Genomic DNA, 24265 nt, shown 5'->3' on the forward strand with positions numbered 1-24265 from the left:
GTAGGTTTTAGTAAGCGATGTAAAAATAATAGCCGGACAGTGTTAATGTCCGGCTATTATTTTATTTATTATGGAATTTGGCCCGGGCTAGTCGTTTGTTACGTCTTTGCCGGCTTCTGCCATTTCTTCTTCTTTACCTTCTTTGGCTTCTTTTTCCAATTGTTGTTTCACAACTTCTTCGTGAATAGCAGCTTCTTCGTTGGACCGACGGTTAATGTATGCCTGATAGCTTGTTTCTTTTTCGTAAGGACGTTTGCCAATCAGTTTTTCCAGGTCACTTTGGAAAAGGATTTCTTTTTCAAGTAACTCTTTTGCTAATACTTCGAGTTTGTCCCTTTTGTCAGTCAAAAGATTTTTAACAAACTGGTAAGCCTGGTCAATCAGTTTTCTTACTTCCTCGTCAATGGCTTGCGATGTGGACTCAGAATATGGCTTAGTGAATGAGTAGTCGCTTTGTTTGGAATCATAGTAAGATACGTTTCCGATGCGCTCGTTCATACCATACATGGTCACCATGCTGTATGCTACTTTGGTTACTCTTTCAAGGTCACTTAATGCGCCGGTTGAAATTTTCCCGAATACCACATCCTCAGCCGCACGGCCACCCAATGTCATACACATTTCGTCAAAAAGCTGCTCAGTACGATACAAATACTGTTCTCTTGGCAGATATTGGGCATAACCCAATGCGGCTACACCACGAGGAACGATTGAAACTTTCACCAATGGATCGGCGTGTTCAAGGAACCATCCTGCTACTGCGTGACCTGCTTCGTGGTAAGCAACGATTTCCTTTTCCTCTGGGGAGATCAGTTTGTTTTTCTTTTCAAGACCACCAATTACGCGATCCATTGCGTCCTGAAAATCCTGCATAGTAACTTCATCGCGGTTACGACGAGCAGCAATCAGGGCTGCTTCATTACATACGTTGGCGATCTCTGCACCGGCAAAACCTGGTGTTTGAGACGAAAGCTTTTGAATATTAACGTCTGTTGCCAGTTTCAAAGGTTTCAAATGGACTTTGAAAATAGCTTCACGGCCAATTACATCTGGCTTGTCAACTGATATCTGACGGTCAAACCGGCCTGGACGAAGCAACGCCGGATCTAATACGTCGGGACGGTTGGTTGCTGCTACGATGATAATGCCTGAATCTGTGGCAAAACCGTCCATTTCAACGAGTAGTGAGTTCAATGTATTTTCACGCTCGTCATTGGAACCCGGCATAGCGCCACGTCCACGGGAGCGACCTACTGCATCGATTTCATCGATAAAAATGATACAAGGCGCTTTTTCTTTGGCTTGTTTGAAAAGGTCACGCACACGTGCTGCACCTACTCCTACAAACATTTCAACGAAGTCAGAACCTGAAAGTGAGAAGAATGGTACGCCCGCTTCTCCGGCTACTGCTTTTGCCAACAAAGTTTTACCTGTTCCCGGAGGTCCTACCAGCAAAGCGCCTTTTGGTATTTTCGCACCCAGTTTCTTGAATTTGTCAGGGCTTTGAAGATATTCTACAATTTCTTTGATTTCTTCTTTGGCTTCGTCAAGACCTGCCACATCATTAAATGTGATTTTAACCTTGTTCTCGGCATCAAATAATGTAGCACGTGAACGGCCAATGTTGAAGATCTGTCCGCCTGGCCCAACTCCTCCTGACATTCTGCCAAGAATAAAGTACATCACCAGGATCATGACAATGAAGAAGCCCCAGGTTCCGAGAAAACTGGTCCAGTCATTACGTGTGTCGACGACAAAAGGTACTTTGTCATCGTCAGGAATACCTTCCTGCATTTTGTCAAAATCCTTTTTGAATGTCTCGGCTGATGTTACCTGAAATTGGTAATGTGAGGCTGTCTCGCCTCCGAAGTAATTATTTTCTTTCGCAACAACTTTGTATTTATCAAGTTTCAGTGCCTCTGGTTTCAGGGTAACTTCCACCGACTTGTCATTCACAATGGTCACCCGGTCCACTTCCTTATCGGCCATCATTTTTTCGAAACGTTTCTGAGTAGTTTCCCGTATCGTAGATGTTCTGTTAAGGTAGGTTATTCCCAGTATAGTGGCGATCAAAGCGGCTATAATCCAGCCTTGATATCCTTTCTGGGGACTTTTAGGACTGAGAGGCCCTCTTTTGTTATCATGTTCAGACATTCTGTGTATTAATTAAGAGGAAATATATTAAAACAACATTTCCGGAAAGGCAAACGTTGCCCTTCCGGTCCTTTATACCATGGAATCTTCCAGGTATGTTACCTCTGCATCTCCCCAAAGTTCTTCCAGATCGTAATGCTTGCGACGGTCTTTGTTGAAAATGTGAACTACTACGTCCACGTAGTCAATCAAAATCCATTCTCCATTCGCCTTTCCTTCCTTTTGCCAGGGTTCAGTTTTGGACATTTTGTAAACTTCGTCTTCAACCGAATTGGCCAAAGCATCTATCTGGGTGTCGGAGTTACCCGAACAAATTACAAAAAAATCAGTTATTGAATTTTTAACTTTTCTGAGGTCGAGAATTGTTATGTCCAGGCCTTTCTTTTCTGTCATTCCTTTTGCTACCAGCTCCGAGAGATCTTTTGAGGATAGTTCTTTATTTTTGCGTTCTTTCATGCGTAGTTAATTCCTTTTCTAAACCCTAAAGTAAAACAAAAAAATTGTACAACTCGATACAAGATACCTTAATAATTGGTAAAAAAGTTATATATCTGCCAACTTGTCACTCTACCAACGACATTGCGGCTGAAATAGTGCACGCCGGTTTGTTTGCTGAGGGGACCGTTGTCATAACCGACAATCAAGTGCAGGGAAGGGGGCAGAGAGGTACAACCTGGCTGGCAAATGCGGGGGAAAATCTCACTTTTTCGGTTATTCTGACACCCGAATTCATTCCAATCCCGGAACAGTTTCTGATCAGTCAGATGACTGCACTGGCTTTGAGGGCCTATGCCCACCAATATGTGAAGGATGTGAAAATCAAATGGCCGAACGACATTCACGCCAATGGCAAGAAAATCAGCGGTGTATTAATCGAAAACGCTATTCAGGGTACAAAAATTACCGGTTCAACGGTCGGGATAGGTTTGAATATCAATCAAATGATGTTTAGTGACGGCTATGCGTCTTCATTGTCAAAGGAAACAGGTGTTGAGTACACATTGGCAGATGAATTTCACAGACTATTACAGTACCTGGACTCCTATTATAACAAACTCGGGAGCTTCTCGCAATGGCAGTCTATCCGGATGGAGTATCTGAAACATTTATACGGATACAACGAAGAGGTCAAATTTCTGTATCACGATGAGGTAGTGACAGGTTATGTCACTAATGTGACGCCTCAGGGAAAACTTTGTGTCAAACTTTCCACTGAGGCGCAGATTCTGGAATTTGCATTAAAGGAAATACAATGGGTAAAAGGCTAAGATCAGCCCCATTTACCAAGTACCACCATCACGACTGCACAAATCCCCAGCCCGAGTGATTCTCTGGCAAGTTCAATGTTTAAGCTTCTCATGGCTGTTTCGCCAAAGAAAATGCCTTCAAATGCAGGCGGCCATTGCAGAATACCACCAATTACATAGCCAGCTGCCAAGACGTAAAACACCCAACTAGGCCACAACTCCCTGATACTCATAAAACAGGCCAGTGCAGCAAAGCTGTAAATAGCAATCCATGTCCCTGAATCAGGGTCATTGAGTTGTAAATAGGCGAATATGACAAAAACGATTCCAAAAAATATTTTAACGAGTCTCATGATTAGCGGGGTTTTAATGGGTTGGTCTTTAGCGATATATCAATAAGCCATTCTCTGATCATTCATAACGATAGCAGCCTGGTTTTTTGTTCAGATGTTATCGACAGAATTGGGCCAGCGCATTGGCCGCGTCCTGATATCCCAGATTGAGCGCTTGTTTCAAACTGGTGCAGCCAAGATCTTTTTCTCCGTCATTCCACTGCGACAGCCCTAATCCATAAAACGCCTTACCATACTGACCATCCAGCTTAACGGTTTGGCGAAATGCAAGCGTCGCTTTTTTGTAATCAGCACTCCGGTAGTACGTGTTGCCGAGATTATACCAGGCTTGTTTGTTGTTAATATCCAGTTTGGTGGCCTTTTCAAAATCAGCGATCGCTTCCGGAGTTTTTTCCATGAGTACCAGCAGCTGGCCACGGTTCAGGAATACGTCAGCGGTGTCGGGAGCAAGTGTGGCAGATTTGTTATAATCAGCAAAAGCAGAATCAAGACGGTTTTCGTCCGTGTAGAGCAAGGCGCGATTGAAATAGGGCCGGTAGGAAGAAGGCTGTAATTTAATGGCCTGACCAAAGTCGAGCAATGCGTTAGGGAATTCTTTCAACTCGTAGTAGGCTACGCCGCGTAAATTGAATGCTTCTGCATTGGCAGTATTTTTTTCAATGGCTTTATTGATGAATTCAATGGCTTCACGGGTCTTACCCTGCTGCATCAATTCCTTCCCTTTTTTCAGGAAAGCATCAGAAGATTGGGAACAAGAGTAGAGGAAAAACAGAAAAATAAAAAAAAATAAACGGGGCATACTGATTCATTTCTAGTTGATTCGCACAAAAGTAAGGCGAAAGACGAAATGAATGTTTTCTTTTTGTTAATAAAATGTCTTTATCTTTGGGCTGGCAAATCGGAACTACCAGCTCCTTCCGAATCCCCCAGGTCCTGACGGAAGCAAGGGTAGGTGGTCGATGCGGTGAGATTCTCGGTTTGCCTTTTTTTGTTCCCTTCCAGTTCTAATTTCTTCTTTCTTTTTGCTTTTATCCAGGGTTTTCTACTTTTGTGGAATATTCTAACCAATCAATTCCCAATATGAAATTTTTTATTGACACTGCTAACCTGAAGGAAATTCAGGAAGCACACGAACTTGGTATATTAGATGGCGTTACTACTAACCCGTCATTAATGGCTAAGGAAGGAATTACAGGCAAGGATAACATCATGCGTCATTATAAAGCTATTTGCGATATCGTTGATGGAGATGTAAGTGCTGAGGTAATTTCTATCGATCTGGCTGGAATGATTCGTGAAGGAGAAGAGTTGATCGAGATCGACGATAAAATTGTTGTGAAAATTCCGATGACCAAAGAAGGTGTTAAAGCGCTTAAATATTTCTCGACAAAAGGCGTTCGTACCAACTGTACATTGATTTTCTCTGCAGGGCAGGCTCTTTTGGCTGCTAAGGCTGGTGCAACTTATGTTTCTCCATTCATTGGCCGTCTGGACGATATTTCAACGGACGGTATTGCTTTGATCGAGCAAATCCTGACCATTTATAGAAACTACGGTTTTGAAACACAGGTACTGGCTGCGTCTGTTCGTCACCCGATGCACATTATCCAATGCGCAGAAGTTGGTGCGGATGTCATGACAGGTCCCTTGAGCGCGATGGAGCAATTGCTTAAGCACCCGCTTACTGACTTAGGTCTTGAAAAATTCCTTTCTGATTACAAAAAAGGGAATTCTTAATAATGACATTGTCACACTGAGCGCAGTCTAAGTGCAGGCACTTAGACTGCGCTCAGTGTGACAATCAGGTTGGCCAGACGCCACTCCTTTTAATACCACTTTTACATTACTATGACAGAGTCAACAGAGCCAATAGTCGTACTGGAACGGGCGGATATATATCAGGGCGAACGGCCTGTTTTAAACGATGTACATTTTGAGATAAAGAACGGCGAGTTCGTCTATATGATCGGACGGACTGGTAGTGGTAAAAGTTCTCTTCTGAAAACGCTTTATGCCGATTTGTGGCTTCACACGGGATCTGCCAAAGTAGCGGGTTACGAGTTGCATAATATCAAAAGAGCCGATGTACCATTCCTGCGTCGCCGTATTGGTATCGTGTTTCAGGACTTTCAGTTGCTTTCTGACCGTTCCGTTGAAGATAACCTTGCTTTTGTGCTGAGAGCGACCGGCTGGGAACAGCAGGCGAAAATATCCAAACGTATTGCAGAGGTTTTAATGCAGGTAGGACTGGGTACTGCCCAGAAAAGAATGCCGCACCAACTTTCGGGAGGAGAGCAGCAAAGGGTAGTCATTGCCCGTGCCATGTTGAATGAGCCCAGGATATTGTTGGCCGACGAACCAACCGGTAATCTTGACCCGGAAGTGGGGGATCAGATTATGCAGGTGTTCAGAACCATTAATAATGCCGGAACTGCGATACTAATGGCCACGCATAACCATGACTTTTTGAAAAGATTCCCAGCCCGTGTACTGAAATGCGAAAACGGGAATGTGATCGAAGGTTGAAAATACTAGGACAAAAAAACTAGCACAAAAAAATAGCTCAGAATCGTCTGAGCTATTTTTTTGTGCTTTATTCAATATTATTTGGCTTTCAAATCTATAATTGGAATAATCATTTCCTCCAGTGATACCCCGCCATGCTGGAATGTGTCGCGATACAGGTTCACATACTGATTGTAATTGTTGGGGTAGGCAAAGAAATAATCCTCTTTCGTAAACACGTAAGAAGTGGAAACGTGTGGTTTTGGCAAAAATATACGTTCCGGTTTACGACATACCATCAGGTTTTTATCGTCGAAGCCCAAGTTTTTACCGTGCTTGTAACGCAGGTTTGTATTCGTTTCACGATAGCCGATGATTTTCACCGGTTTCTGAACGCGGATCATTCCGTGGTCGGTAGTCAGTATCAGCCTGCATTTCTTTTCCGCTACCTTCTTGATAAAGTCAAGCAGGGGAGAATGTTGAAACCATGATTTGGTGATCGAACGGTACGCTGCTTCATCTGGCGCCAATTCCTTGATCATCTGCACGTCGGTACGTGCGTGGGACAGCATATCCACAAAGTTATAGACTACCACATTCAGCTGATTATTCAGCATGTTATTGAAATTGTCGATCAGCGATTTTCCCTGATTGGTATTCAAAATTTTGTGATAGGACGATTTAATGTTGAAATGGTTCATTTCAAGCTGCTTTTGCAGGAAATCGTGCTCGTGGTTATTAAGCCCTTCTTCGCCGTCAGGTGTATTTTCGTCGCTTACCCACCATTGCGGATGCTTGCGCTCCATTTCACTTGGCATCAGGCCGGAGAAAATAGCGTTTCTCGCATAACCCGTAGTCGTCGGCAATATGGAGTAGTAAGATGATTCTTCCTCAATGTTAAAATACTCCTGAAGAATCGGCTGGATCATTTTCCACTGGTCATACCGGAAGTTATCGATCAGCAAAAAGAACAATGGTTCGTCCGATCCTTTCAGATGTGGGAATACCTTTTGTTTCATTAACTGGTGCGAAAGGATAGGCTTGTCTGACCGCGGATCATTCAACCAGTCTTCATATTCATCTTCAATGAACTTGCAGAAATTAGCATTGGCCTCACTTTTCTGCATACTAAACACTTCTGCCATGCCCTGGTCTTCTGAACTTTCCAGTTCCAGTTCCCAGTAAATGAGTTTTTTGTAAATATCAGCCCATTCCTCGTGGCCGATCCTGTCCTGGTACTGCATAGCCAGGTTACGGAATTCCTGCTGATAGCTCAGCGTGGTTTTCTCTGTAACGAGCCTTTTGTTATCCAGGATTTTTTTAACGGAAAGTAGTATCTGATTAGGATTCAGTGGCTTAATCAGGTAGTCATCGATTTTGGAACCAATGGCATCTTCCATGATATGTTCCTCTTCACTTTTGGTGATCATGACAACGGGCAGGTTAGGCTGCTGCTGCTTGATTTGGGCCAGCGTTTCTAATCCAGTCATACCTGGCATCATTTCGTCCAGGAAAACGATATCGAAACGGTCATTTTCAATACGATCAAGGGCGTCGGCTCCGCTGTTGACGGGAGTCACATTGTAACCCTTGTTGGTAAGAAACATGATATGTGGTTTAAGAAGGTCTATTTCATCATCAGCCCAAAGGATGTTATATTGCATATAAGTGGTTTTTCAATGGTAATTAAATTATAAAAACAATGTAAGGTTAACGAGGTAATCGCAACCAGTCGTATAAAAATACCGCTTTTAACGTTTTTTAAGAAATTGAAAACATTAATATACGTTCGCCGTTTAATCGCTCAAAATCCATACCAATTGAATGGCCTATTGCAAAAATTTCTTTGTAACCCGGTCGAGGTCATCCGGGGTATCCACACCGTGAGAGTCGTCAGAAGTGATAACAGCTTTAATCGCATATCCGTTTTCCAGCCACCGTAATTGTTCGAGCGCTTCCGCCTTTTCCAGGGAAGAAACCGGCAGCTTGGTGATTTCGGCGAGTACATCGGCGCGGTAGGCGTAAATGCCGATGTGTTTGTAAAATGTGTGGGAAGCGAGCCAGCTGTCAGTTTCCACATTTCTGAGGTACGGAATGGTCTGGCGGCTAAAATACATGACTTCATTTCTTTTATTCAAAACCGCTTTCGGGACATTGACATTGAATAAAATATCCTCATTGTCAATTACTTTCACCAATGTAGCCAACTCGGTGCTACCGTCAAGTACCTGGGCCAGCCTGTCGATCGGCTCAGGGCTGATGAATGGCTCATCCCCTTGAATGTTAATGACATATTCATATTCTCCCGCTGTTTTGGTCAACGCTTCAAAGCACCGGTCGGTACCGCTATGGTGGTCCTGCGATGTCATAACCGCCTTTCCTCCGAAGTTCAGCACATGTTCGAAGATTCTTTCATCATCTGTTGCCACAATTACCTCCGCCAGTTGCGTAGCTTTGGAAGATTGCTCATAAACCCGCTGGATCATACTTTTGCCACCAATGTCAACCAGTGCTTTGGCTGGAAAGCGGGTAGAAGCGTAACGGGCGGGAATTATTCCTAATATTTGCACGAGGTCGTTGTTTGTAAGATCTTGTTCTCAATTTTGTTTCAAAATAAAGCTAAAATATTGCAAAAACTTTTTTCACATACCTTTTCACAAAATATCTGGCGGGTGATCCCTGACTCAGATCCCGATAGTGATCAGTGGATCATAGAGTTACGCGACGTTTCAGAAAAGAAGGTTTCATTTGCCGTCATTGATCTCCGTCGTGAGCAACTCGTTTGGCAGGGTGAACCGGAGGGTACTGATTGGTGGACGTCACTCACCGCATTCACCCACGGTCGCATTTTTTTGCACAATTATCGTTACCCGGAAATTCCTGAACCTACCGACCTGCTTGCTATTGCTGCCAGTAACGGACGGCTTTTATGGGCGTTGCCTGATCACATACTTGTGCAACCGCTGGGCAAAAGCCATTTGGAGGTAGCCAGGAAGTCAGCCGGTCAGTTTCAATATATGCAGTGTGACGCACAATCCGGTGAGTTAATGCCCATTCAGGGAATGACTGATACACATTCAGAGGAAATAATTTTAACCGAGCCAGTTCGTTACAAGGAAGGAAATGTGTATTATCCCAGGTTAGCAACGTTTATTACGGAAACAACCGGCGGCCATATTCCGCTAAGCATTGATTATTTGGAGAAAAGACCCTATATAATCTTTTCTTATTATATTTACCAGCAAGATAAAATTGTTCAGTATCTCCTTATTTTGACGGACCGGAAGGAGCTTGTGTTACACGAAAAACTGACGGAAAAGCGCGATGGGATGGGCAGTTCAACGATGATGCTTAAATCGTCAACGCTGGTATTTCTAAAAAACAATAACGAGTTTTCGAGTTTAACGCTTTCATAATAAATGAAATATATTTTTTGCCTGACCCTTTTGGCAGGTTTGTTGACAGGAATGGTGAGTGCCCGGGCTAAGGGAATGAATGTCATAGACTCGGTAGGAGTCGAAAAAGTGGGGGGCAAAATATTTGTCCTGCACAGAGTAAATCAGGGACAGACCATGTTTGCGGTGGTACGCCAGTACGGAACCACAATCCAATCTCTGCGGGACGCTAACCCCGGAATGAGCGATCAAATCCAGTCAGGGCAAACGATACGTGTCCCTTACACTCCTAAGCTTTCAAAAAAAGAAGCTAGAAAAGAAGAAAAAAAGGAAGAAAGGAAAGAGGCACAGAAGCCTGAGGTGAAGGATGTGAAACCGGTTGTAGATACGCCAGTTACGCAAATTCCGACACCTGTCACTACCTCCCCAACAGCCGGAGCAGCAGTTTCGGTAGCACCAAATGGCCTGCATAAAGTCGAGCCTGGACAAACATTGTACCGGGTTGCAGTAAAATATGGCGTGTTAATGGCTGACCTCCGTAAATGGAATAATCTGGCGGACGATAATCTAAAAGATGGTCAGGAGCTGATCGTAAGCGAAAAAGGGGTTGAGAAAGCAACAGCTGTCGTGACTCCTCCTGCTCCGAAAGTGATTACGACGGTGGTGAAGGATTCGGTGAAAGCTAAAACCGTAGTACCTGAAAAAGTAGTAAAGCCGGTAGAAGAAGTAGCTCCGCCGAAAGTGGTGAAAGGCAAGAAGAAATCTGAGTCAGGGCTTGCGGAAGTGATTGAAACTGATGAGAGTACCAGTAAATTCCTGGGGCTTCACCGCACCGCACCAATCGGCGCATTGGTTGAAGTTTTGAATGAATATAACCAGGAGAAAATCATTGTCAGGATTATTGGAAGGATACCGGACACGAGCATTAATGATGATATTGTAATCAAATTATCATCCCGCGCTTTTGAAAAAGTTTCTCCTAACAGCAAACGATTCAGGGCTGTAGTCAGTTATCTAGAGTAGTGCCCCGAAAATTAACATTATGAAGCATTCACCAGAGTTCAGGTCAAAAAGAGAAGAGGAGAGGGCTGCATTGAAAAATACGGCCGGATACAAGTTGTGGAGCGTCATGTTCACATTGCTATATCCCTTCATCGCTATATTTACATTTGTTTTTTCAGGAATCGTCATGTTTTTCTCAGGTATATCAAGAGTACTGGCCTACCTGTTTGGAGGAAGCCATGCCAAGCACTGAGTTATTGGCTCCTACGATTTCATCCTACATCTTTGAGTTATTAGAAGAAAAATCCGCGCAATATAATCGCCCGGATTTTATTGCTTTTGACCCAATCAGCATTCCCCACCGTTTTTCCAAAAAACAGGACATTGAAATCATGGGTTTCTGGGCGGCGGTACTGGCCTGGGGACAGCGAAAAACCATCATTAATAAATGTCTGGAACTGTCGCAGCTCATGGACGATGCGCCTTATGATTTCGTTATGAATCATCAGGAAAATGATTTGAAACAGTTTCTGAATTTTAAGCACCGCACTTTTAATGCTACCGATACGCTATATTTTATCCACTTTTTTCAACAATACTATCGTCAGCATACCTCTCTCGAATATGCTTTCAGTAGCCATTTAAAGGAAAACGACGTCACCATTGAAAACGCATTGATCGGGTTTCATGAGCTGTTTTCCGATTCAGAGAACTTCCCAACCCGTACCCGCAAGCACATTGCAACGCCGGTAAGAAAGTCGTCATGCAAGCGCCTGAACATGTTTCTGAGATGGATGGTCAGGAATGATGAAAAAGGCGTGGATTTTGGGATCTGGAATACCATCAAACCTTCACAGCTCGTATGTCCGTGCGATGTACATGTGGACCGCGTGGCGCGGCTGCTAGGCCTCATCAAACGCCCGGTCACCGACTGGCAAACGGCCGTTGAACTAACGGCGTCGCTCAAACTAATTGATCCAAATGATCCTGTTAAATACGACTTTGCTTTGTTTGGGCTGGGTATTGAAGGATTTGCGAAGTAGTTATTAGCAAAAAACGCTATCACGAACAGTCCCCTATACTATCACATATTCAAATTATGAAGTATTTAGCTGACAGGGTCAAAATAGTTTAATCAAATACATTTGCTGGATTTAAACTATTTTAAGTGGCTGACCGATAGCTTGTTAGTTTCTGCCTTTTAGTGGTTTCTTTTCGTTTACATTGGTTTTAATGGAAGATTTGAGAGCGCGAAATGCGGTTCAATCATCCATTTAAACTATAAGACAATGAAACGAATTTACAGGATTGCCGGTACCATGGTGATGGTAGCTGGCTTATGCACTCATGGAAGTGCCCAAACAACATCTTCGGGAACGGGAGCTGGAAAGGAGGGGCCAGATGGAACTTTCGTGGGAACCTACGCAGGATCCCAAAATACGACTGGCGCTGATAATACATTTGTTGGAGCATTGTCTGGAATGAAAAACACAGGTGGCAGTCAAAATACTGCCTTGGGAAGTAGGTCCGGTTATGATAACAAACAGGGAGAACATAACACGTTTTTGGGCCACTTTTCCGGTAAAGGAAATCAAAATGGAAGCTGGAATACGTTTGTCGGGTCTATGGCGGGCTCAAAAAACGTGAACGGAGAATTAAATACATTTTTAGGGTATCAGGCTGGGCAGGAAAGTTTTAAGGGAAGTCAGAATATTTTTGTGGGATATAGGACCGGCTATTCTAACTTCGGAGGGGAACGTAATGTGTTTTTGGGGAATAGAGCCGGGGAGATGAATTCACTCGGATTTAATAATGTTTTTCTGGGATACTCTGCCGGGAAAAGCAATTTCAACGGTTCCTCCAACACTTATCTAGGCTTTGAAGCCGATGGAAACGCAAATATCAGTTATGCGACTGCCATAGGTGCGGGAGCAAAAGTGACAAAAGAGCATAGCATTGTACTGGGGACCGCCTTCGACTACGTAGGAGTTGGCGTTTCGGCGCCCGCCTACCAGCTGCATCTGAGCAACTCTTCCGCTGCCAAACTTGGATCGTCTTCCTGGACGATCTGGTCGGATAAAAGGCTGAAAAAGGATATCTCTGACTTCACAGACGGACTGGATCTTTTAAAACAAATCAAACCGGTCAAGTTTCGGTACAATGGTGAGGCAGGTACGAAGTCGGATAAGCAGTTCGTAGGCATCATCGCACAGGATATGCAAAAAATTGCTCCCTATACCATAGGCTCTTCCATGTATCAGGATTCCCTGGGTAACAAAACCGAGTACCTGGATTATGACGCCAATGCCGTTACATACATTCTGATCAATTCGGTGAAAGAGCAACAGGAAGTGATTGACCAGAAGGATAAGGAGATTAAAGAAATGTCTGAAAGAATCGTACAATCGGAGAAAGTTCAACAAGAGCTTATTGCCCGGTTGGAGCGACTGGAAAAAGCTTCACCAGGAATTAAGCTTAACGACGATCCTAACGCAGCGGCAAGAATAGAGCAGAACGCTCCTAACGGCTTTTCTCAAAATACATCGATCAAGTACTATATCCCCAAGGATGTGAAGACCGCCATAATCAATGTTTACACGCTGAATGGCGTTAAAGTTGGCTCCCATAACATTAAAGAAAGAGGGGAAGGAGAGCTAAAACTATCTGCGGCCCAGTTCACAAGTGGCGTCCATATCTATGATCTCATAACAGATGGCAAGAGTAATGGGTCTAAAAAGATGTTGGTAAAATAAGTAGCAATTCAGCACGAGCAAGGAAAAAGGGGTTTCTCACGAGACCCTTTTTTTGTTTGTATCATTGATTGTCCGACGAGCATCGAATCACTTCAGTAATTGGACCTTGACAGCCTGAGTAATGATTCCACATCCGATAAATAATCTACACTGAACCACTTACTCATCCAAATAGTCATGGGCAGTTTCGATACCATACTTTGTAACTGTTACTTGAAGAAAAACAATTATTAAAAATTAAAACAGACAGAAAAATGAAACAATTGTACAAAACGGCCGGGGCGCTTATGATGATTGCCTGCTCGGTCAATCAAGTGAATGCACAAACGCAATTTGGTGCCGGTGCGGGAGCCACCGGTGTCGGCAGGGCCTTTTTCGGGACGGATGCTGGCAAAGTGAATACTGGTAGCTTTAACACATTCTTAGGGCACGAGTCAGGGTCTAAAAATACCAGTGGACAAAATAACTCCTTTATGGGATTCCGGTCGGGGTATTCTAATACGACAGGAGCCGCTAATACTTTTGTTGGAACCTATGCGGGTGCTTTAAACTTTGAGGGGGATGCCAATACTTTTATGGGTAGAAGTGCTGGCGAAAGCAATACCAGTGGAATGAACAATACCTTTCTGGGACATTTTGCGGGATTTTTTAATAAAATCGGAGGCGACAACGTGGCAATTGGTACAGCGGCCGGCTATTCCAATAGTGCTAGCGGGAATGTTGTAGTGGGTGGTCGCGCAGGATTTAAAAATACTAGCAGTTTCAATACTTTCATCGGGTTGGAATCTGGTTATGAGAATTTTACAGGTACGGAAAATACCTTTTTGGGGCATGTCGCCGGCTATCTGAACACTAGCGGTCAACTAAATACTTTCATAGGCTCTGAATCAGGTCATTCGAACATCGTCGGAATTGCTAATGCATTTTTAGGAAATAAAGCCGGATATAATAACACAGGGAGTAATAATGCATTTTTTGGATATGGTGCGGGGTATGACAATGTGTTTGGTGAAAAAAACACTTATCTCGGTTATGCTTCCGGCGGAAGTGCCGGTTTGATCAATGCTACAGCAATTGGTGCCAATACAAAAGTAACCGCCGATAACAGTCTTGTGTTGGGAAATGGTAGCAATGTAGGGATTGGCATTTCAGCACCGACTTACCAGCTACATCTTAGTACCTCCTCAGCCGCCAAACTGGGATCGTCTTCCTGGACTATCTGGTCCGATAAAAGGCTGAAAAAGGATATTTCCGACTTTACAGACGGCCTTGATCTTTTAAAACAAATCAAACCGGTCAAGTTTCGGTACAATGGGGAGGCAGGTACGAAGTCGGATAAGCAATTCGTAGGCATCATCGCACAAGATATGCAAAAAATTGCTCCCTACACCATCGGCTCTTCCGTATGCCAGGATTCCCTGGGCAACAAAACCGAATACCTGGATTATGACGCCAATGCCGTTACCTACATTCTGATCAATTCGGTGAAAGAGCAGCAGGAGCTGATTGACCAGAAGGAAGCCAAAATTCAGGAAATCAGTGCTCAGGTTACCGAGCTTTCGAAACGACTGGAACAACTGGAAAGGATCATTGCTTCCGGGCCGTTGAAACCAGTGGGTAACCCCGCCGCGAAACTAGGTAATGAACCCAATGAGAATGGTGTTGTTTTGGAGCAAAATGCGCCAAACGGTTTTTCGCAAACTACATTAATTAACTTCTTCATCCCCCAGACGGTTAAGGATGCCGTGGTAAATATTTATTCAACAGACGGAGCAAAGGTGGGATCCTATCCGGTAACAGATCGCGGGCAATCCGCATTGAAGCTATCAGCGAAAACTTTTCGCAGCGGGGTATTTATCTATGACCTTGTGACAGATGGTAAAAGCAATGGAGCCAAGAAAATGGTTGTGACTGAATAACTGCTTAAAGCAAAATCCATTAACAACAACAGCGGGCTTCTTTCGAGGCCCGCTGTTGTTATAATATCCTAGCCACATTACATCGCAGCCCCATTAAACTGTATCGTCTCAACCGAAAAGAGCGGCTTCGAACCTGCATCTGGATTTTTAAATACAAAAATCAATTTGTGCAGACTGCTATCTGCTGTCTTTACCGGAATGTTGACATTCCCGGCCGCAGACACCTTCGTTTCTCCTACTTTTGGGCCGTTTGGCGTATCAAGACGAGCCTCCAGGATACCACCGGCAGTCATTCCATCTCTGAACCCGGCAGCAACTTCAATGTTACTAATACCTGTCAGATCAATGTCATCAAAAGTGATGTAGCTGCCATTTTTGGATCCTAGTACTATTTCAGGACCAGTAGGTAATTTGAATTTCGCCACATCCTTTCCGTCGTCGTAGGTGTTCGCATTGATTTTGGCAGGACGCAAGGCAACCGTTTTCGAACCGGTCAACGGGCCCATTTTGCCATTGCCTTTGTCGGTATAGCTGGCTGTGAATATGTAGGAACCGTCTTTTTGCTTGCCCTGCGTTACATAGCTGCTTTTCAAAGGCTTTTTATCAACTCCTTTTTCGTTGGCGAGCGAAAGAATGTATTTCACCATATCTTCCACTTCCTCAGATTTGTGCTGGGGGTGACCAGGCATAACCTGTTCTCCCCAAACGCCGCCACCGCCTTTCAAAACTTTGTCAGTCAAGGTTTTGAGCGAGTTTCTTTCGCTAGCGTATTTCTTAGCCACATCTTTGTAGGCTGGGCCAATGGATTTTTTCTCATTAGAATGGCAGGCTTTGCAGTCACTTAGTTCGATAAGGCGCTTACCTGTTTCAAACCCGGTATTGGCCTGATGGCCTTGAGCAAGTTGCGTTTTATCAAATCCTTCCAGATAATTGATAGTCAACGTTACCTCATCTTCCGGGATCTTTTTATTTGCGAGGCTGCCGTCTTCTTTGTCAGCCACTGCCACTTCGTAATTGACAGGTTTATCATTCCAATAGAAAGTTTTATTGCCTTTGATCGCAACATCTACCTTTGGTATTGCATTACCCACTCTTACGATCACCTCTGAGGTATTGGAGTTACCTGCATTGTCAGTGACTTTTAATGTCGCTGTATATTCCCCAGCTTTGGTATAGGTATAGCTTGGGTTTGGCAATGTACTTTTAGGCAATCCCTTGCCAAATGACCATTCATATTTGATAGCGTCCCCATCGTAATCCAGCGAACCCTTGGACGAAAAATTAACCTTCAAAGGAATAGCACCGGTCGTGTTGGTCGCAGAAGCCGCAGCCACCGGAACGCGGTTTCCTGCATTGTAAGTGATATGGGACAGGCTGGCTTCATCATTTTGAGCAAACCAGTTCGGCCCGTATTCCAATGTATACAACGAGCCGTCGTTTGCAAATTGCATATCAATCGGGTGACTGAATTTAGTATCAGGCAGGAAGCGCTCAATATTCATCAGATCACCTTTTTCATTCATCGTTACAATGTTGATATAATCACGAATCCAGTCGTAGGCAAAGAATTTTCCATTATAGTACTGAGGAAATTTATTCTTGCTGTCCTGAAAATCGGAAGCATAGTAAACAGGACCTGCCATTGCATTACGGCCACCTTTGCCTACGATCGCGCCGAACTCAGGCGAATCGGCGTAGGGATAAAAGATAAAGGCTGGCTGTGCGGCTGGTAATTCCTGTAAACCCGTGTTATGCGGGGAATTGTTGATCGGTTTTGCCGGATCAAACGGTTTTCCCGCAGTACTGTCTGCGAAATTGAAATCAATGTAAGGCTTGTTGTCGGCAATGAATAATGGATAACCGAAGTACCCCGCTTTTCTGGCCTGATTTACCTCATCATAGCCTCTCGGACCTCTTTTTGGGCTGTCATCGGAAGCATCCGGGCCAACATCTCCCCAATACAAATAGCCATTATGCTGGTCTACACTGATCCGGTAAGGGTTTCTGGTACCCATTACATAAATTTCTGATCTAGTTTTGTCGGTACCGGGAGGGAATAAGTTTCCTTCGGGAATATCGTATAGATTAGTGCCGCCCGGCATGTTCGCGCGACGATCACCATAACGAGGCTTAATACGTAACACCTTTCCTCTCAGTGAGTTAGTGTTTGAAGAAGAATGTTGTCCATCCCAGCCTTCTCTGCCCGGACGTTCATCGATAGGCCCGTAACCATTTGATTGAAATGGATTTACATCATCTCCTGTCGACAAATACAAATTACCTTTGCTATCCCATGCAATCGAACCACCCGTGTGGCAGCAATCTGTTCTTTTAACCGGTACAGTCAGTAAAACCTCCTCGGTACTCAGCATCAGCGTATCCTTTACATCGTCATATTTGAAACGTGACAAATGCTGTGCAGTATCCTTCTCCGTCGATGGCGGCGAATAGTACATATAGATCAGCTTGTTGGTTTTAAAGTTAGGATCAATATTCAGCCCCATTAATCCGTATTCCTGCTTGGTATAAACCGGTACTTCACCTACTACTTTGGTCTTCCCGGTTTTGGGGTTATACAGTTTCAGCTTTCCTTTACGCTCGGTAAACAAGACGCGCTGATCGTCCAGGACAACCAGTTCTGTTGGTTCGTCAAGCTTGGTGGAAAGTACTTTTTTGGTAAAACGATTTTCTTCCGGACGTGATTTTGAATAATCCAGTTTGCTGGCCATTACATATTCCAATCCGCCGGTGAGGTGTTTTACAAAAACAGGATCAATGAAGGTAGCGTCTTCATGCCCGAAATTGGTATAGAACGCTTTTCCTCCATCGTATTCGTGGTACCATGACATAGGGTGATTATCGCCCATTTTGCCATCTTTATAAGTCTTTTCGTCAATTTTGACCAGCACAGTCACTTTGGGATTGAAACTTTTGAAGTCGTAAAATTCATCCTTGATCTTCCATTTCTTAGGAAAATCCTTCATGGACTGATGGTTATCATTCACAACATAAGCCTCTCCCTCCTGTACATTCGGATTGCCCGGGTGGCTTGCGAAATACGCACCGGATAATTTGTTGTACCAAGGCCAGTCGTATTCTGTATCCGTCGCAGCGTGAATGCCCAGGTAACCTCCGCCAGCCTGAATGTAGCGTTCAAAAGCATCTTGCTGCTTCTCGTTGAGGACATTTCCCGTGGTATTCAGGAAAATGACCGCACTATATTTTTGCAGGTTTTTTTCTGTAAAAACGATCGAATTTTCGGTAGTATCGACCGCGAAGCCTTTTTCCTGGCCTAGTTTAATAAAGGCAGTTCTTCCAGCCGGGATAGAGCTATGACGAAACCCAGCGGTTTTGGAGAACACCAGCACACGTTTTTCTGGCGTAACAACCTGCGCAAAGGCTTGAAAACACGCGCAGGCCACTAGCAACATGCTTAATGTTCTGAGTTTTTTAAGGAAATTAGGGTAAAGGGGATTACTCATTCTTCGAATTGAAATTGGTTAGTTAAATGGAAAAAACCTATCGTTGATAAGAACGATAGGTTTTTAATATACTTGTTATTAAGACAATTATAGTCCTAAAACTTTGCGGTTAAATGCTTCATCAGCACCTGTTCCGGCAAAATCATCGAATGCTTTTGTGGTCACTTCGATAATGTGGCCTTCAATGAATGGCGCACCTTCCGCAGCTCCCTGTACCGGTGATTTGATGCAGCATTCCCATTCCAGAACCGCCCAGCTATCGTAATTGTACTGAGATAGTTTTGAGAAAATACTACCAAAATCAACCTGACCGTCACCTAATGAACGGAAACGCCCTGCTCTGTCGGCCCAGCCCGCAAAACCACTGTATACACCTTGTTTTCCCGTAGGATTAAACTCGGCATCTTTTACGTGGAATGCTTTGATACGATCATGGTACAGGTCAATGAATTGCAGATAATCAAGTTGCTGCAATACAAAGTGACTTGGATCGTAGTTGATATTGGCGCGGGTATGTCCACCCAAATAATCAACGAACATTTCGAAGGTAGAACCATCGAAAAGGTCTTCACCCGGGTGCAGCTCGTAGGCTACATCGACACCGTTTTCGTCATAAACATCCAAAATAGGTTTCCATCTTGCTGCCAGTTCTTTAAAAGCAGTTTCTACCAAACCAGCAGGGCGCTGTGGCCACGGATAAAGGAATGGCCATGCCAATGCTCCTGAGAATGTCGCGCTGGCTTTTAGTCCCAGATTGGCACTTGCTTTGGCTACATATTTCAAATGCTGTGTTGCCCATTCTGCCCGTGCCTTTGGATTATTCCTAACCTCAGGTATCGCGAAACCGTCATACATTTCGTCGTAGACAGGATGGGAAGCTACCAACTGGCCGATGATGTGCGACGCAAGTTCAGTGATTTCCAGTCCTTTATCGGCCAATTTGCCTTTAAGCTCATCAGCATAGGTTTGCGATTCTGCGGCTTGTTTTACATCAATCACACGCGGATCCCAGGTAGGAAGCTGTAAACCTTTATAGCCGAGCGCAGCCATGTAATCGGCAATGGTATCCAGTGTATTAAACGGCGCTTCATCGCCCAAAAACTGCGCAAGAAATATTCCAGGTCCTTTTATAGTTTTCATAGAATTAATGTTGAATGACTGAATGACTGAATGACTGAATGATTGAACTACTTTGTGTTTTTGCGGGCCTTTGACAAAATTTTGACTATCTCTTCTGCTTCCGACATTAATGACATTAATTTACCTACCGGCAGGATACCAGATTCTGAAATTATTTCCAGCCAGAATAATGACTCATCAGCCTCTTCGATAGTTATACTCAACTTGGCAAAGAATTCATTCTGACTTCTCGATCGACATACAGCTCTATAGTTGGCCCCAACGGATGAGGCTGATCTCAGGAACTGTTTTCCGATAATTCGGGCTTCCTCCGTAGGCGGTAGCGCCTTAAATACCGTTATGCTTCTCAATACAAAATTTTTCGTCCGTTTCTGTAGTAAATTGGCAAAGTGATTTTTGTCGATAGCTTCCTCCATTAATTCAGTGTGTGTTAAAGAGTAATTCAATCATTCATTCATTCGATCATTCAAAATTGATTAGATCGTTACCCAAGCCTGTGCTTTATTGCTTTCAAGAATCTTCTCACAAATCAATAATTCGCGATAGCCATCTGCAAAAGTTGGATAGGTAGGGTTTTCAGGTTGTTTACCTTGTTCGATCGCTGCATAAACTTCTTTAAACATTTGCTTCGACGTATCAGGGAAGCCTTCATTGTGTCCGCCCGGGAAGGTAATCGTGGAGCGTACGTCCTCATTCACCAGGGAAGGATCACGCATCAGGATTTCATTGGCCTTATCGCGGTTGCCGATCCACATTTCATTCGGCGATTCAGAACACCAGCTAAATGTTTTCTTCGAACCTGAAATTTCCAGGGACATACGGTTTTTACGACCGGCAGAAACCTGCGAAACCGTAATTACACCTTTGTTTCCATTGTCGAAACGAAGCAATACATTGGCATGATCCTCAGTTGTGATGGGGACGTCCGCGTAATCCTCCGGTTGCAACATCTTACCTGAGTAGGTTTCAACTGCTTTAAGTGGCTTTTTACGGGTCGGGTGAACCGTGTTGAAATCAGCCATTACTGCCACTGTTTTCAGGCCGGTAATGTATTCCAGGATGTCCATTAAGTGAGAACCAATGTCCGCAATGGCACGGGAGTCACCGGATTTGTCTGGTTCAAGACGCCAGTTGTAATCGGTTTCGTAAAAAAGCCAGTCTTGCAGATAAGAACCGATGAAAGAATAGATCTCTCCCAGTTCGCCTTTTTCACGCATTGATTTCATTTGACGTGCCAAAGGATAGTAGCGAAGGTTGAAGTGTACTGCATTCACCAATCCGGTTTTGGCAGCCAGTTCAACCAGCTCTTCTGCTTCCGCAAGGTCTTTGGCAAGTGGCTTTTCGCAAATCACGTGTTTCCCAGCCAGCAAAGCAGCTTTCGACTGCGAGTAGTGAAGGAAATTGGGAGTACAGATATGAATTGCCTGGATATCGTCTTGTTTCAAAAGCTCATCAAACGTATAGGAACGGGCAATTCCCAGGCTATCGGCCTTTGTTTTGGCCAGTTCAGCGGTTACTTCACAAAGCGCTGCCACTTCTACGTTAGGAAGACGTCTCAAAGCTTCAATGTGTGCGGGTCCAATGAAACCTGTACCGACAACGCCAACTTTAATTTTGTTCATAAACGGGTATTGAATGAAAGGTGAAAAACATCCGCCGGGGCGGTTTAAGCATTGAATATAATGGCAGTAGGGATAATGATCAGAAATCGGTCCACTTGGTGTCCGACTGATTGGAGGCGATCACAGCGTCGATGAATTTCATCGCTCTAACGCCCTCCTTGGCACTCGGGAAATCGTATACGGGATCAGGATCGCGACCTTCCCAATGCGCTCTCAAATGAATGGCAAAGTTCCGGTACAGGTTCGCAAAAGCTTCAAAATAGCCCTCAGGATGCCCGGCAGGGATGCGTGTGTTAACCTGAGCGGCCTTGGATAGGTTACCCACGCCAGTGCGGATGATGCGTACACCCTGATTTGTTTTGTGAATCAACGTGTTAGGCTCCATTTGCTTCCATTGCAAACCACCCGTTTCACCGTAAACCCTGATATTAAGGTCATTTTCCTCCCCATTTGCGATCTGGCTGTTTTGCAAAATACCTTTTGCGCCATTGTTAAAGCGAAGCAGAATATTGGCATCATCATCGAGCAAGCGGCCCTCTACAAAAATGGTCAGATCAGCGCAGATCTGCGTAATGTGCAGACCGGTAATGTACTCAGCCAGGTTTTCAGCATGCGTTCCAATGTCACCCAGGCCACCGGCAGCACCGGATCTTTTGGGGTCTGTACGCCACGCAGCCTGTTTGTTGCCTGTTACTTCCACAAGCGTAGCAAGCCAGCCTTGCGGATATTCTACAATCACTTTTCTGATCTCGCCGATAGCACCCGAAGCGATCATGTGCTTCGCTTCTTTCACCATCGGGTAACCGGTGTAATTATGGGTCAGGCAAAAAACAAGGCCTGTTTTTTCAACTAATGCAGCAATTTCCTCCGCCTCTGCGGTATTTAAACAGATCGGTTTATCGCAAACTACATGAAATCCGTTTTCAAGGGCAAGCTTGGTAGGGGCGTGGTGAACGTGGTTGGGCGTTACGATCGCCACAAAATCCATTCTCTCTCCCTCAGGTAATTGCTTCTCTTTTAAAATCATCTCCTCAAAGTCATTGTAAACCCGGTCGTCAGGGAGGTACAATGCTTTTCCCGTCTCTTTTGACTTGGCGGGATCAGAGCTAAACGCACCGCAAACGAGTTCAATTTCTCCATCCATGATCGCTGCACGGCGATGGACCCCACCTATAAAAGCGTCAAGGGATCCGCCCACCATACCCATTCTGATCTTTCGTGACATTCCAGTTGGTTTAAGGTTTTAAAAAGATTTTACAAACATAAAGAGTAGTATACAGGACTCTTACTTCTTACAAATATAAATTTAACGCGTAAAAAACCCTGCTCGGGAATTGCGAAATGCAGTAGAATTACGCTTAATTTGTTTTTTCTGTGAAAATCTTAAATAAAAACGATAACCCAACAAGTTCTTAATTTATCTAATTCAAATAATTAAACCCTTTTAGTCTCATGACTCAAACAGTTAACAGCGGAAGACTCTTCAATGCCAGTTGTTTTGCGCTAATAACCACCGCATTCTCTTTTAGTATTCGCGCCGGAATTCTTCCGCAATTGGGTACAGAATTCAATCTTTCAGCAGAACAGCTGGGTTTTATCAACTCCATGTGGTTTTTCGGGTTTCCCCTGGCGATGATCGTCGGAGGACTTGTTTATCACTCAGTTGGGCCGAAAACGATCATGCAGGTAGCGTTCGTTTGCCACGCGATCGGTATCATTATGACGATCTATTCAGGCGGTTATACCGGTCTTTTGATCTCCACATTTTTGATCGGTGTAGGTAATGGATGTACCGAAGCGGCTTGTAACCCAATGATTGCGGATGCTTATACTGGTTTGCAGATGAACAAAATGCTAAACCGTTTCCACATGTGGTTTCCTGGTGGAATCGTGGTAGGTAGCCTTGTTTCTAAGTTCATGACTGATGCAAATTTGGGATGGCAGGCACAAATCTGGGTGATCATTATCCCTACATTGGTTTATGCTTACCTGTTCTGGGGACAAGCTTTTCCAAAACCACACGTGGACGGCGTTACTTCAATTGGTGAAAACCTGAAAGCAATGGCAACGCCATTGTTCATATTCATATTCGTTTGTATGGCATTTACTGCCATCAGCGAGTTCGGCCCTCAGCAATGGACCGGCTTGATCATGAGTAAAAGCGGTGCAAGCCCGATGTTGATCCTGGCACTGGTAACGGGATTGATGGCCTTGATCAGATTCTTTGCACACGGGATTGTCGCCACCATTGGGGCGACGGGTATACTTTGGGGATCATCTATACTGGCAGCAATAGGTATTTACCTGTTCAGCACAGTAACTGGCCCAACTGCTTATGCAGCGGCAGTTATCTTCGCAATGGGAGTAGGACTTTTCTGGCCTACCATGATTGGTTTCGTAGCTCAGAATGTACCTCTAAGCGGTGCACTTGGTATGTCAATCGTCGGTGGCGTAGGGATGTTCTCCACTGCGATCTGGCAGCCTGTAATCGGTAAATGGCTTGATGACGCGAAAGCTGAAAAAATGGCAGCCGGACTGACTGGTGATGAAATGGAACTCGCCGCGGGGCAAGCCACATTAAGTACAATGATCCTGTTCCCGGTGGTACTGATCATCGCATTCGGCTTCCTATACTTCTGGATGAAAAACCGCAAGCAGGTACCAGCAACCGCAGCAGCACATTAATAGCTACC

At 44.3% G+C, this 24265-nt stretch carries 21 protein-coding genes; 10 read left to right on the forward strand and 11 right to left on the reverse strand.

Annotation, left to right across the window (positions count from 1 at the left end; translation table 11 throughout):
* Positions 1–87 precede the first annotated feature (87 nt).
* Positions 88–2154: an ATP-dependent zinc metalloprotease FtsH gene (ftsH, locus tag ABIO93_RS16585; RefSeq protein WP_348069608.1), complete on the reverse strand. Its 2067-nt coding sequence runs from the start codon at positions 2152–2154 to the stop codon at positions 88–90.
* 72 nt (positions 2155–2226) lie between these two features.
* Positions 2227–2610: a ribosome silencing factor gene (gene rsfS, locus ABIO93_RS16590; RefSeq protein WP_244820831.1), complete on the reverse strand. Its 384-nt coding sequence runs from the start codon at positions 2608–2610 to the stop codon at positions 2227–2229.
* Positions 2611–2654: 44 nt separating this feature from the next.
* On the opposite strand from rsfS, the gene ABIO93_RS16595 reads away from it, so the two are divergent.
* On the forward strand, positions 2655–3422 hold the full coding sequence (locus tag ABIO93_RS16595; protein ID WP_348069610.1) for a biotin--[acetyl-CoA-carboxylase] ligase: 768 nt from the start codon (positions 2655–2657) through the stop codon (positions 3420–3422).
* Positions 3423–3424: 2 nt separating this feature from the next.
* Here ABIO93_RS16595 and ABIO93_RS16600 read toward each other — a convergent pair whose 3' ends face one another.
* Positions 3425–3754: a transmembrane 220 family protein gene (locus ABIO93_RS16600; protein WP_348069612.1), complete on the reverse strand. Its 330-nt coding sequence runs from the start codon at positions 3752–3754 to the stop codon at positions 3425–3427.
* A gap of 97 nt (positions 3755–3851) precedes the next feature.
* Entirely contained in the window at positions 3852–4553 is a 702-nt protein-coding gene (locus ABIO93_RS16605; RefSeq protein WP_348069613.1) for a tetratricopeptide repeat protein, read from the reverse strand.
* Between the two features lie 281 nt (positions 4554–4834).
* Here ABIO93_RS16605 and fsa point away from each other — a divergent pair, with 281 nt between their 5' ends.
* Entirely contained in the window at positions 4835–5491 is a 657-nt protein-coding gene (fsa, locus tag ABIO93_RS16610) for a fructose-6-phosphate aldolase (RefSeq protein ID WP_348069615.1), read from the forward strand.
* A gap of 111 nt (positions 5492–5602) precedes the next feature.
* Positions 5603–6280 carry an ATP-binding cassette domain-containing protein gene (locus ABIO93_RS16615; RefSeq protein ID WP_348069617.1) on the forward strand — a complete coding sequence of 226 codons (678 nt, stop codon included), beginning with the start codon at positions 5603–5605 and terminating at the stop codon, positions 6278–6280.
* Positions 6281–6357: 77 nt separating this feature from the next.
* Here the strand turns inward: ABIO93_RS16615 and ABIO93_RS16620 are convergent, their stop codons facing one another.
* Both ABIO93_RS16620 and kdsB read right to left on the reverse strand, forming a co-directional pair.
* Positions 6358–7923 (reverse strand): bifunctional response regulator/alkaline phosphatase family protein, encoded by a 1566-nt coding sequence (locus ABIO93_RS16620; protein WP_348069619.1) that lies wholly within the window; start codon positions 7921–7923, stop codon positions 6358–6360.
* A 165-nt stretch (positions 7924–8088) separates the two neighbouring features.
* The gene (gene kdsB, locus ABIO93_RS16625; protein WP_348069621.1) at positions 8089–8829 is read right to left on the reverse strand and encodes a 3-deoxy-manno-octulosonate cytidylyltransferase; all 741 of its coding nucleotides are present in this window, start codon (positions 8827–8829) and stop codon (positions 8089–8091) included.
* A gap of 57 nt (positions 8830–8886) precedes the next feature.
* Between kdsB and ABIO93_RS16630 the strand changes: the two genes are divergently transcribed.
* From ABIO93_RS16630 to ABIO93_RS16655, 6 genes are all read left to right on the forward strand, one after another.
* Positions 8887–9675, forward strand: coding sequence for a DUF4905 domain-containing protein (locus ABIO93_RS16630; RefSeq protein ID WP_348069623.1), 789 nt, complete (start codon positions 8887–8889; stop codon positions 9673–9675).
* Between the two features lie 3 nt (positions 9676–9678).
* Entirely contained in the window at positions 9679–10677 is a 999-nt protein-coding gene (locus ABIO93_RS16635; RefSeq protein WP_348069625.1) for a LysM peptidoglycan-binding domain-containing protein, read from the forward strand.
* A 19-nt stretch (positions 10678–10696) separates the two neighbouring features.
* A complete protein-coding gene (locus tag ABIO93_RS16640) occupies positions 10697–10909 on the forward strand; it encodes a hypothetical protein (protein ID WP_348069627.1) in 213 nt (70 codons plus the stop codon).
* Positions 10896–11699, forward strand: a complete 804-nt coding sequence (locus tag ABIO93_RS16645; RefSeq protein WP_348069629.1) for a TIGR02757 family protein — start codon at positions 10896–10898, stop codon at positions 11697–11699. Before ABIO93_RS16640 ends, ABIO93_RS16645 begins: the two co-directional genes overlap by 14 nt.
* A gap of 246 nt (positions 11700–11945) precedes the next feature.
* Positions 11946–13409, forward strand: coding sequence for a tail fiber domain-containing protein (locus ABIO93_RS16650; protein ID WP_348069631.1), 1464 nt, complete (start codon positions 11946–11948; stop codon positions 13407–13409).
* Positions 13410–13663: 254 nt separating this feature from the next.
* Complete coding sequence (locus tag ABIO93_RS16655; RefSeq protein WP_348069633.1) at positions 13664–15328, forward strand: tail fiber domain-containing protein; 1665 nt, start codon at positions 13664–13666, stop codon at positions 15326–15328.
* Positions 15329–15405: 77 nt separating this feature from the next.
* Here the strand turns inward: ABIO93_RS16655 and ABIO93_RS16660 are convergent, their stop codons facing one another.
* The 5 genes from ABIO93_RS16660 to ABIO93_RS16680 form a co-directional block, all read right to left on the reverse strand.
* A complete protein-coding gene (locus ABIO93_RS16660; protein ID WP_348069745.1) occupies positions 15406–18759 on the reverse strand; it encodes a ThuA domain-containing protein in 3354 nt (1117 codons plus the stop codon).
* 138 nt (positions 18760–18897) lie between these two features.
* Complete coding sequence (locus tag ABIO93_RS16665; RefSeq protein WP_348069634.1) at positions 18898–19950, reverse strand: sugar phosphate isomerase/epimerase; 1053 nt, start codon at positions 19948–19950, stop codon at positions 18898–18900.
* A 47-nt stretch (positions 19951–19997) separates the two neighbouring features.
* Positions 19998–20366, reverse strand: a complete 369-nt coding sequence (locus tag ABIO93_RS16670) for a four helix bundle protein (protein ID WP_348069636.1) — start codon at positions 20364–20366, stop codon at positions 19998–20000.
* Positions 20367–20426: 60 nt separating this feature from the next.
* Entirely contained in the window at positions 20427–21572 is a 1146-nt protein-coding gene (locus ABIO93_RS16675) for a Gfo/Idh/MocA family oxidoreductase (RefSeq protein ID WP_348069638.1), read from the reverse strand.
* A gap of 79 nt (positions 21573–21651) precedes the next feature.
* On the reverse strand, positions 21652–22779 hold the full coding sequence (locus tag ABIO93_RS16680; RefSeq protein ID WP_348069747.1) for a Gfo/Idh/MocA family oxidoreductase: 1128 nt from the start codon (positions 22777–22779) through the stop codon (positions 21652–21654).
* Between the two features lie 245 nt (positions 22780–23024).
* On the opposite strand from ABIO93_RS16680, the gene ABIO93_RS16685 reads away from it, so the two are divergent.
* Positions 23025–24257 (forward strand): MFS transporter, encoded by a 1233-nt coding sequence (locus tag ABIO93_RS16685; RefSeq protein ID WP_348069640.1) that lies wholly within the window; start codon positions 23025–23027, stop codon positions 24255–24257.
* Positions 24258–24265 lie beyond the last annotated feature (8 nt).

Source organism: Dyadobacter sp. (assembly GCF_039919315.1).
Taxonomy (GTDB): Bacteria; Bacteroidota; Bacteroidia; order Cytophagales; family Spirosomataceae; genus Dyadobacter.

What these genes read in the sequence shown, in the direction of transcription:
- ABIO93_RS16680 (WP_348069747.1), bottom strand. Translation starts at nt 22,779, where the DNA reads ATGGGTATGGTGGGCGGATCCCTTGACGCTTTTATAGGTGGGGTCCAT.
- ABIO93_RS16645 (WP_348069629.1), top strand. Translation starts at nt 10,896, where the DNA reads ATGCCAAGCACTGAGTTATTGGCTCCTACGATTTCATCCTACATCTTT.
- ABIO93_RS16670 (WP_348069636.1), bottom strand. Translation starts at nt 20,366, where the DNA reads ATGGAGGAAGCTATCGACAAAAATCACTTTGCCAATTTACTACAGAAA.
- ABIO93_RS16635 (WP_348069625.1), top strand. Translation starts at nt 9,679, where the DNA reads ATGAAATATATTTTTTGCCTGACCCTTTTGGCAGGTTTGTTGACAGGA.
- ABIO93_RS16685 (WP_348069640.1), top strand. Translation starts at nt 23,025, where the DNA reads ATGACTCAAACAGTTAACAGCGGAAGACTCTTCAATGCCAGTTGTTTT.
- ABIO93_RS16675 (WP_348069638.1), bottom strand. Translation starts at nt 21,572, where the DNA reads ATGAACAAAATTAAAGTTGGCGTTGTCGGTACAGGTTTCATTGGACCC.
- fsa (WP_348069615.1), top strand. Translation starts at nt 4,835, where the DNA reads ATGAAATTTTTTATTGACACTGCTAACCTGAAGGAAATTCAGGAAGCA.
- ABIO93_RS16620 (WP_348069619.1), bottom strand. Translation starts at nt 7,923, where the DNA reads ATGCAATATAACATCCTTTGGGCTGATGATGAAATAGACCTTCTTAAA.
- ABIO93_RS16650 (WP_348069631.1), top strand. Translation starts at nt 11,946, where the DNA reads ATGAAACGAATTTACAGGATTGCCGGTACCATGGTGATGGTAGCTGGC.
- ABIO93_RS16660 (WP_348069745.1), bottom strand. Translation starts at nt 18,759, where the DNA reads ATGTTGCTAGTGGCCTGCGCGTGTTTTCAAGCCTTTGCGCAGGTTGTT.
- rsfS (WP_244820831.1), bottom strand. Translation starts at nt 2,610, where the DNA reads ATGAAAGAACGCAAAAATAAAGAACTATCCTCAAAAGATCTCTCGGAG.
- ABIO93_RS16665 (WP_348069634.1), bottom strand. Translation starts at nt 19,950, where the DNA reads ATGAAAACTATAAAAGGACCTGGAATATTTCTTGCGCAGTTTTTGGGC.
- ftsH (WP_348069608.1), bottom strand. Translation starts at nt 2,154, where the DNA reads ATGTCTGAACATGATAACAAAAGAGGGCCTCTCAGTCCTAAAAGTCCC.
- ABIO93_RS16655 (WP_348069633.1), top strand. Translation starts at nt 13,664, where the DNA reads ATGAAACAATTGTACAAAACGGCCGGGGCGCTTATGATGATTGCCTGC.
- ABIO93_RS16600 (WP_348069612.1), bottom strand. Translation starts at nt 3,754, where the DNA reads ATGAGACTCGTTAAAATATTTTTTGGAATCGTTTTTGTCATATTCGCC.
- ABIO93_RS16605 (WP_348069613.1), bottom strand. Translation starts at nt 4,553, where the DNA reads ATGCCCCGTTTATTTTTTTTTATTTTTCTGTTTTTCCTCTACTCTTGT.
- ABIO93_RS16615 (WP_348069617.1), top strand. Translation starts at nt 5,603, where the DNA reads ATGACAGAGTCAACAGAGCCAATAGTCGTACTGGAACGGGCGGATATA.
- ABIO93_RS16640 (WP_348069627.1), top strand. Translation starts at nt 10,697, where the DNA reads ATGAAGCATTCACCAGAGTTCAGGTCAAAAAGAGAAGAGGAGAGGGCT.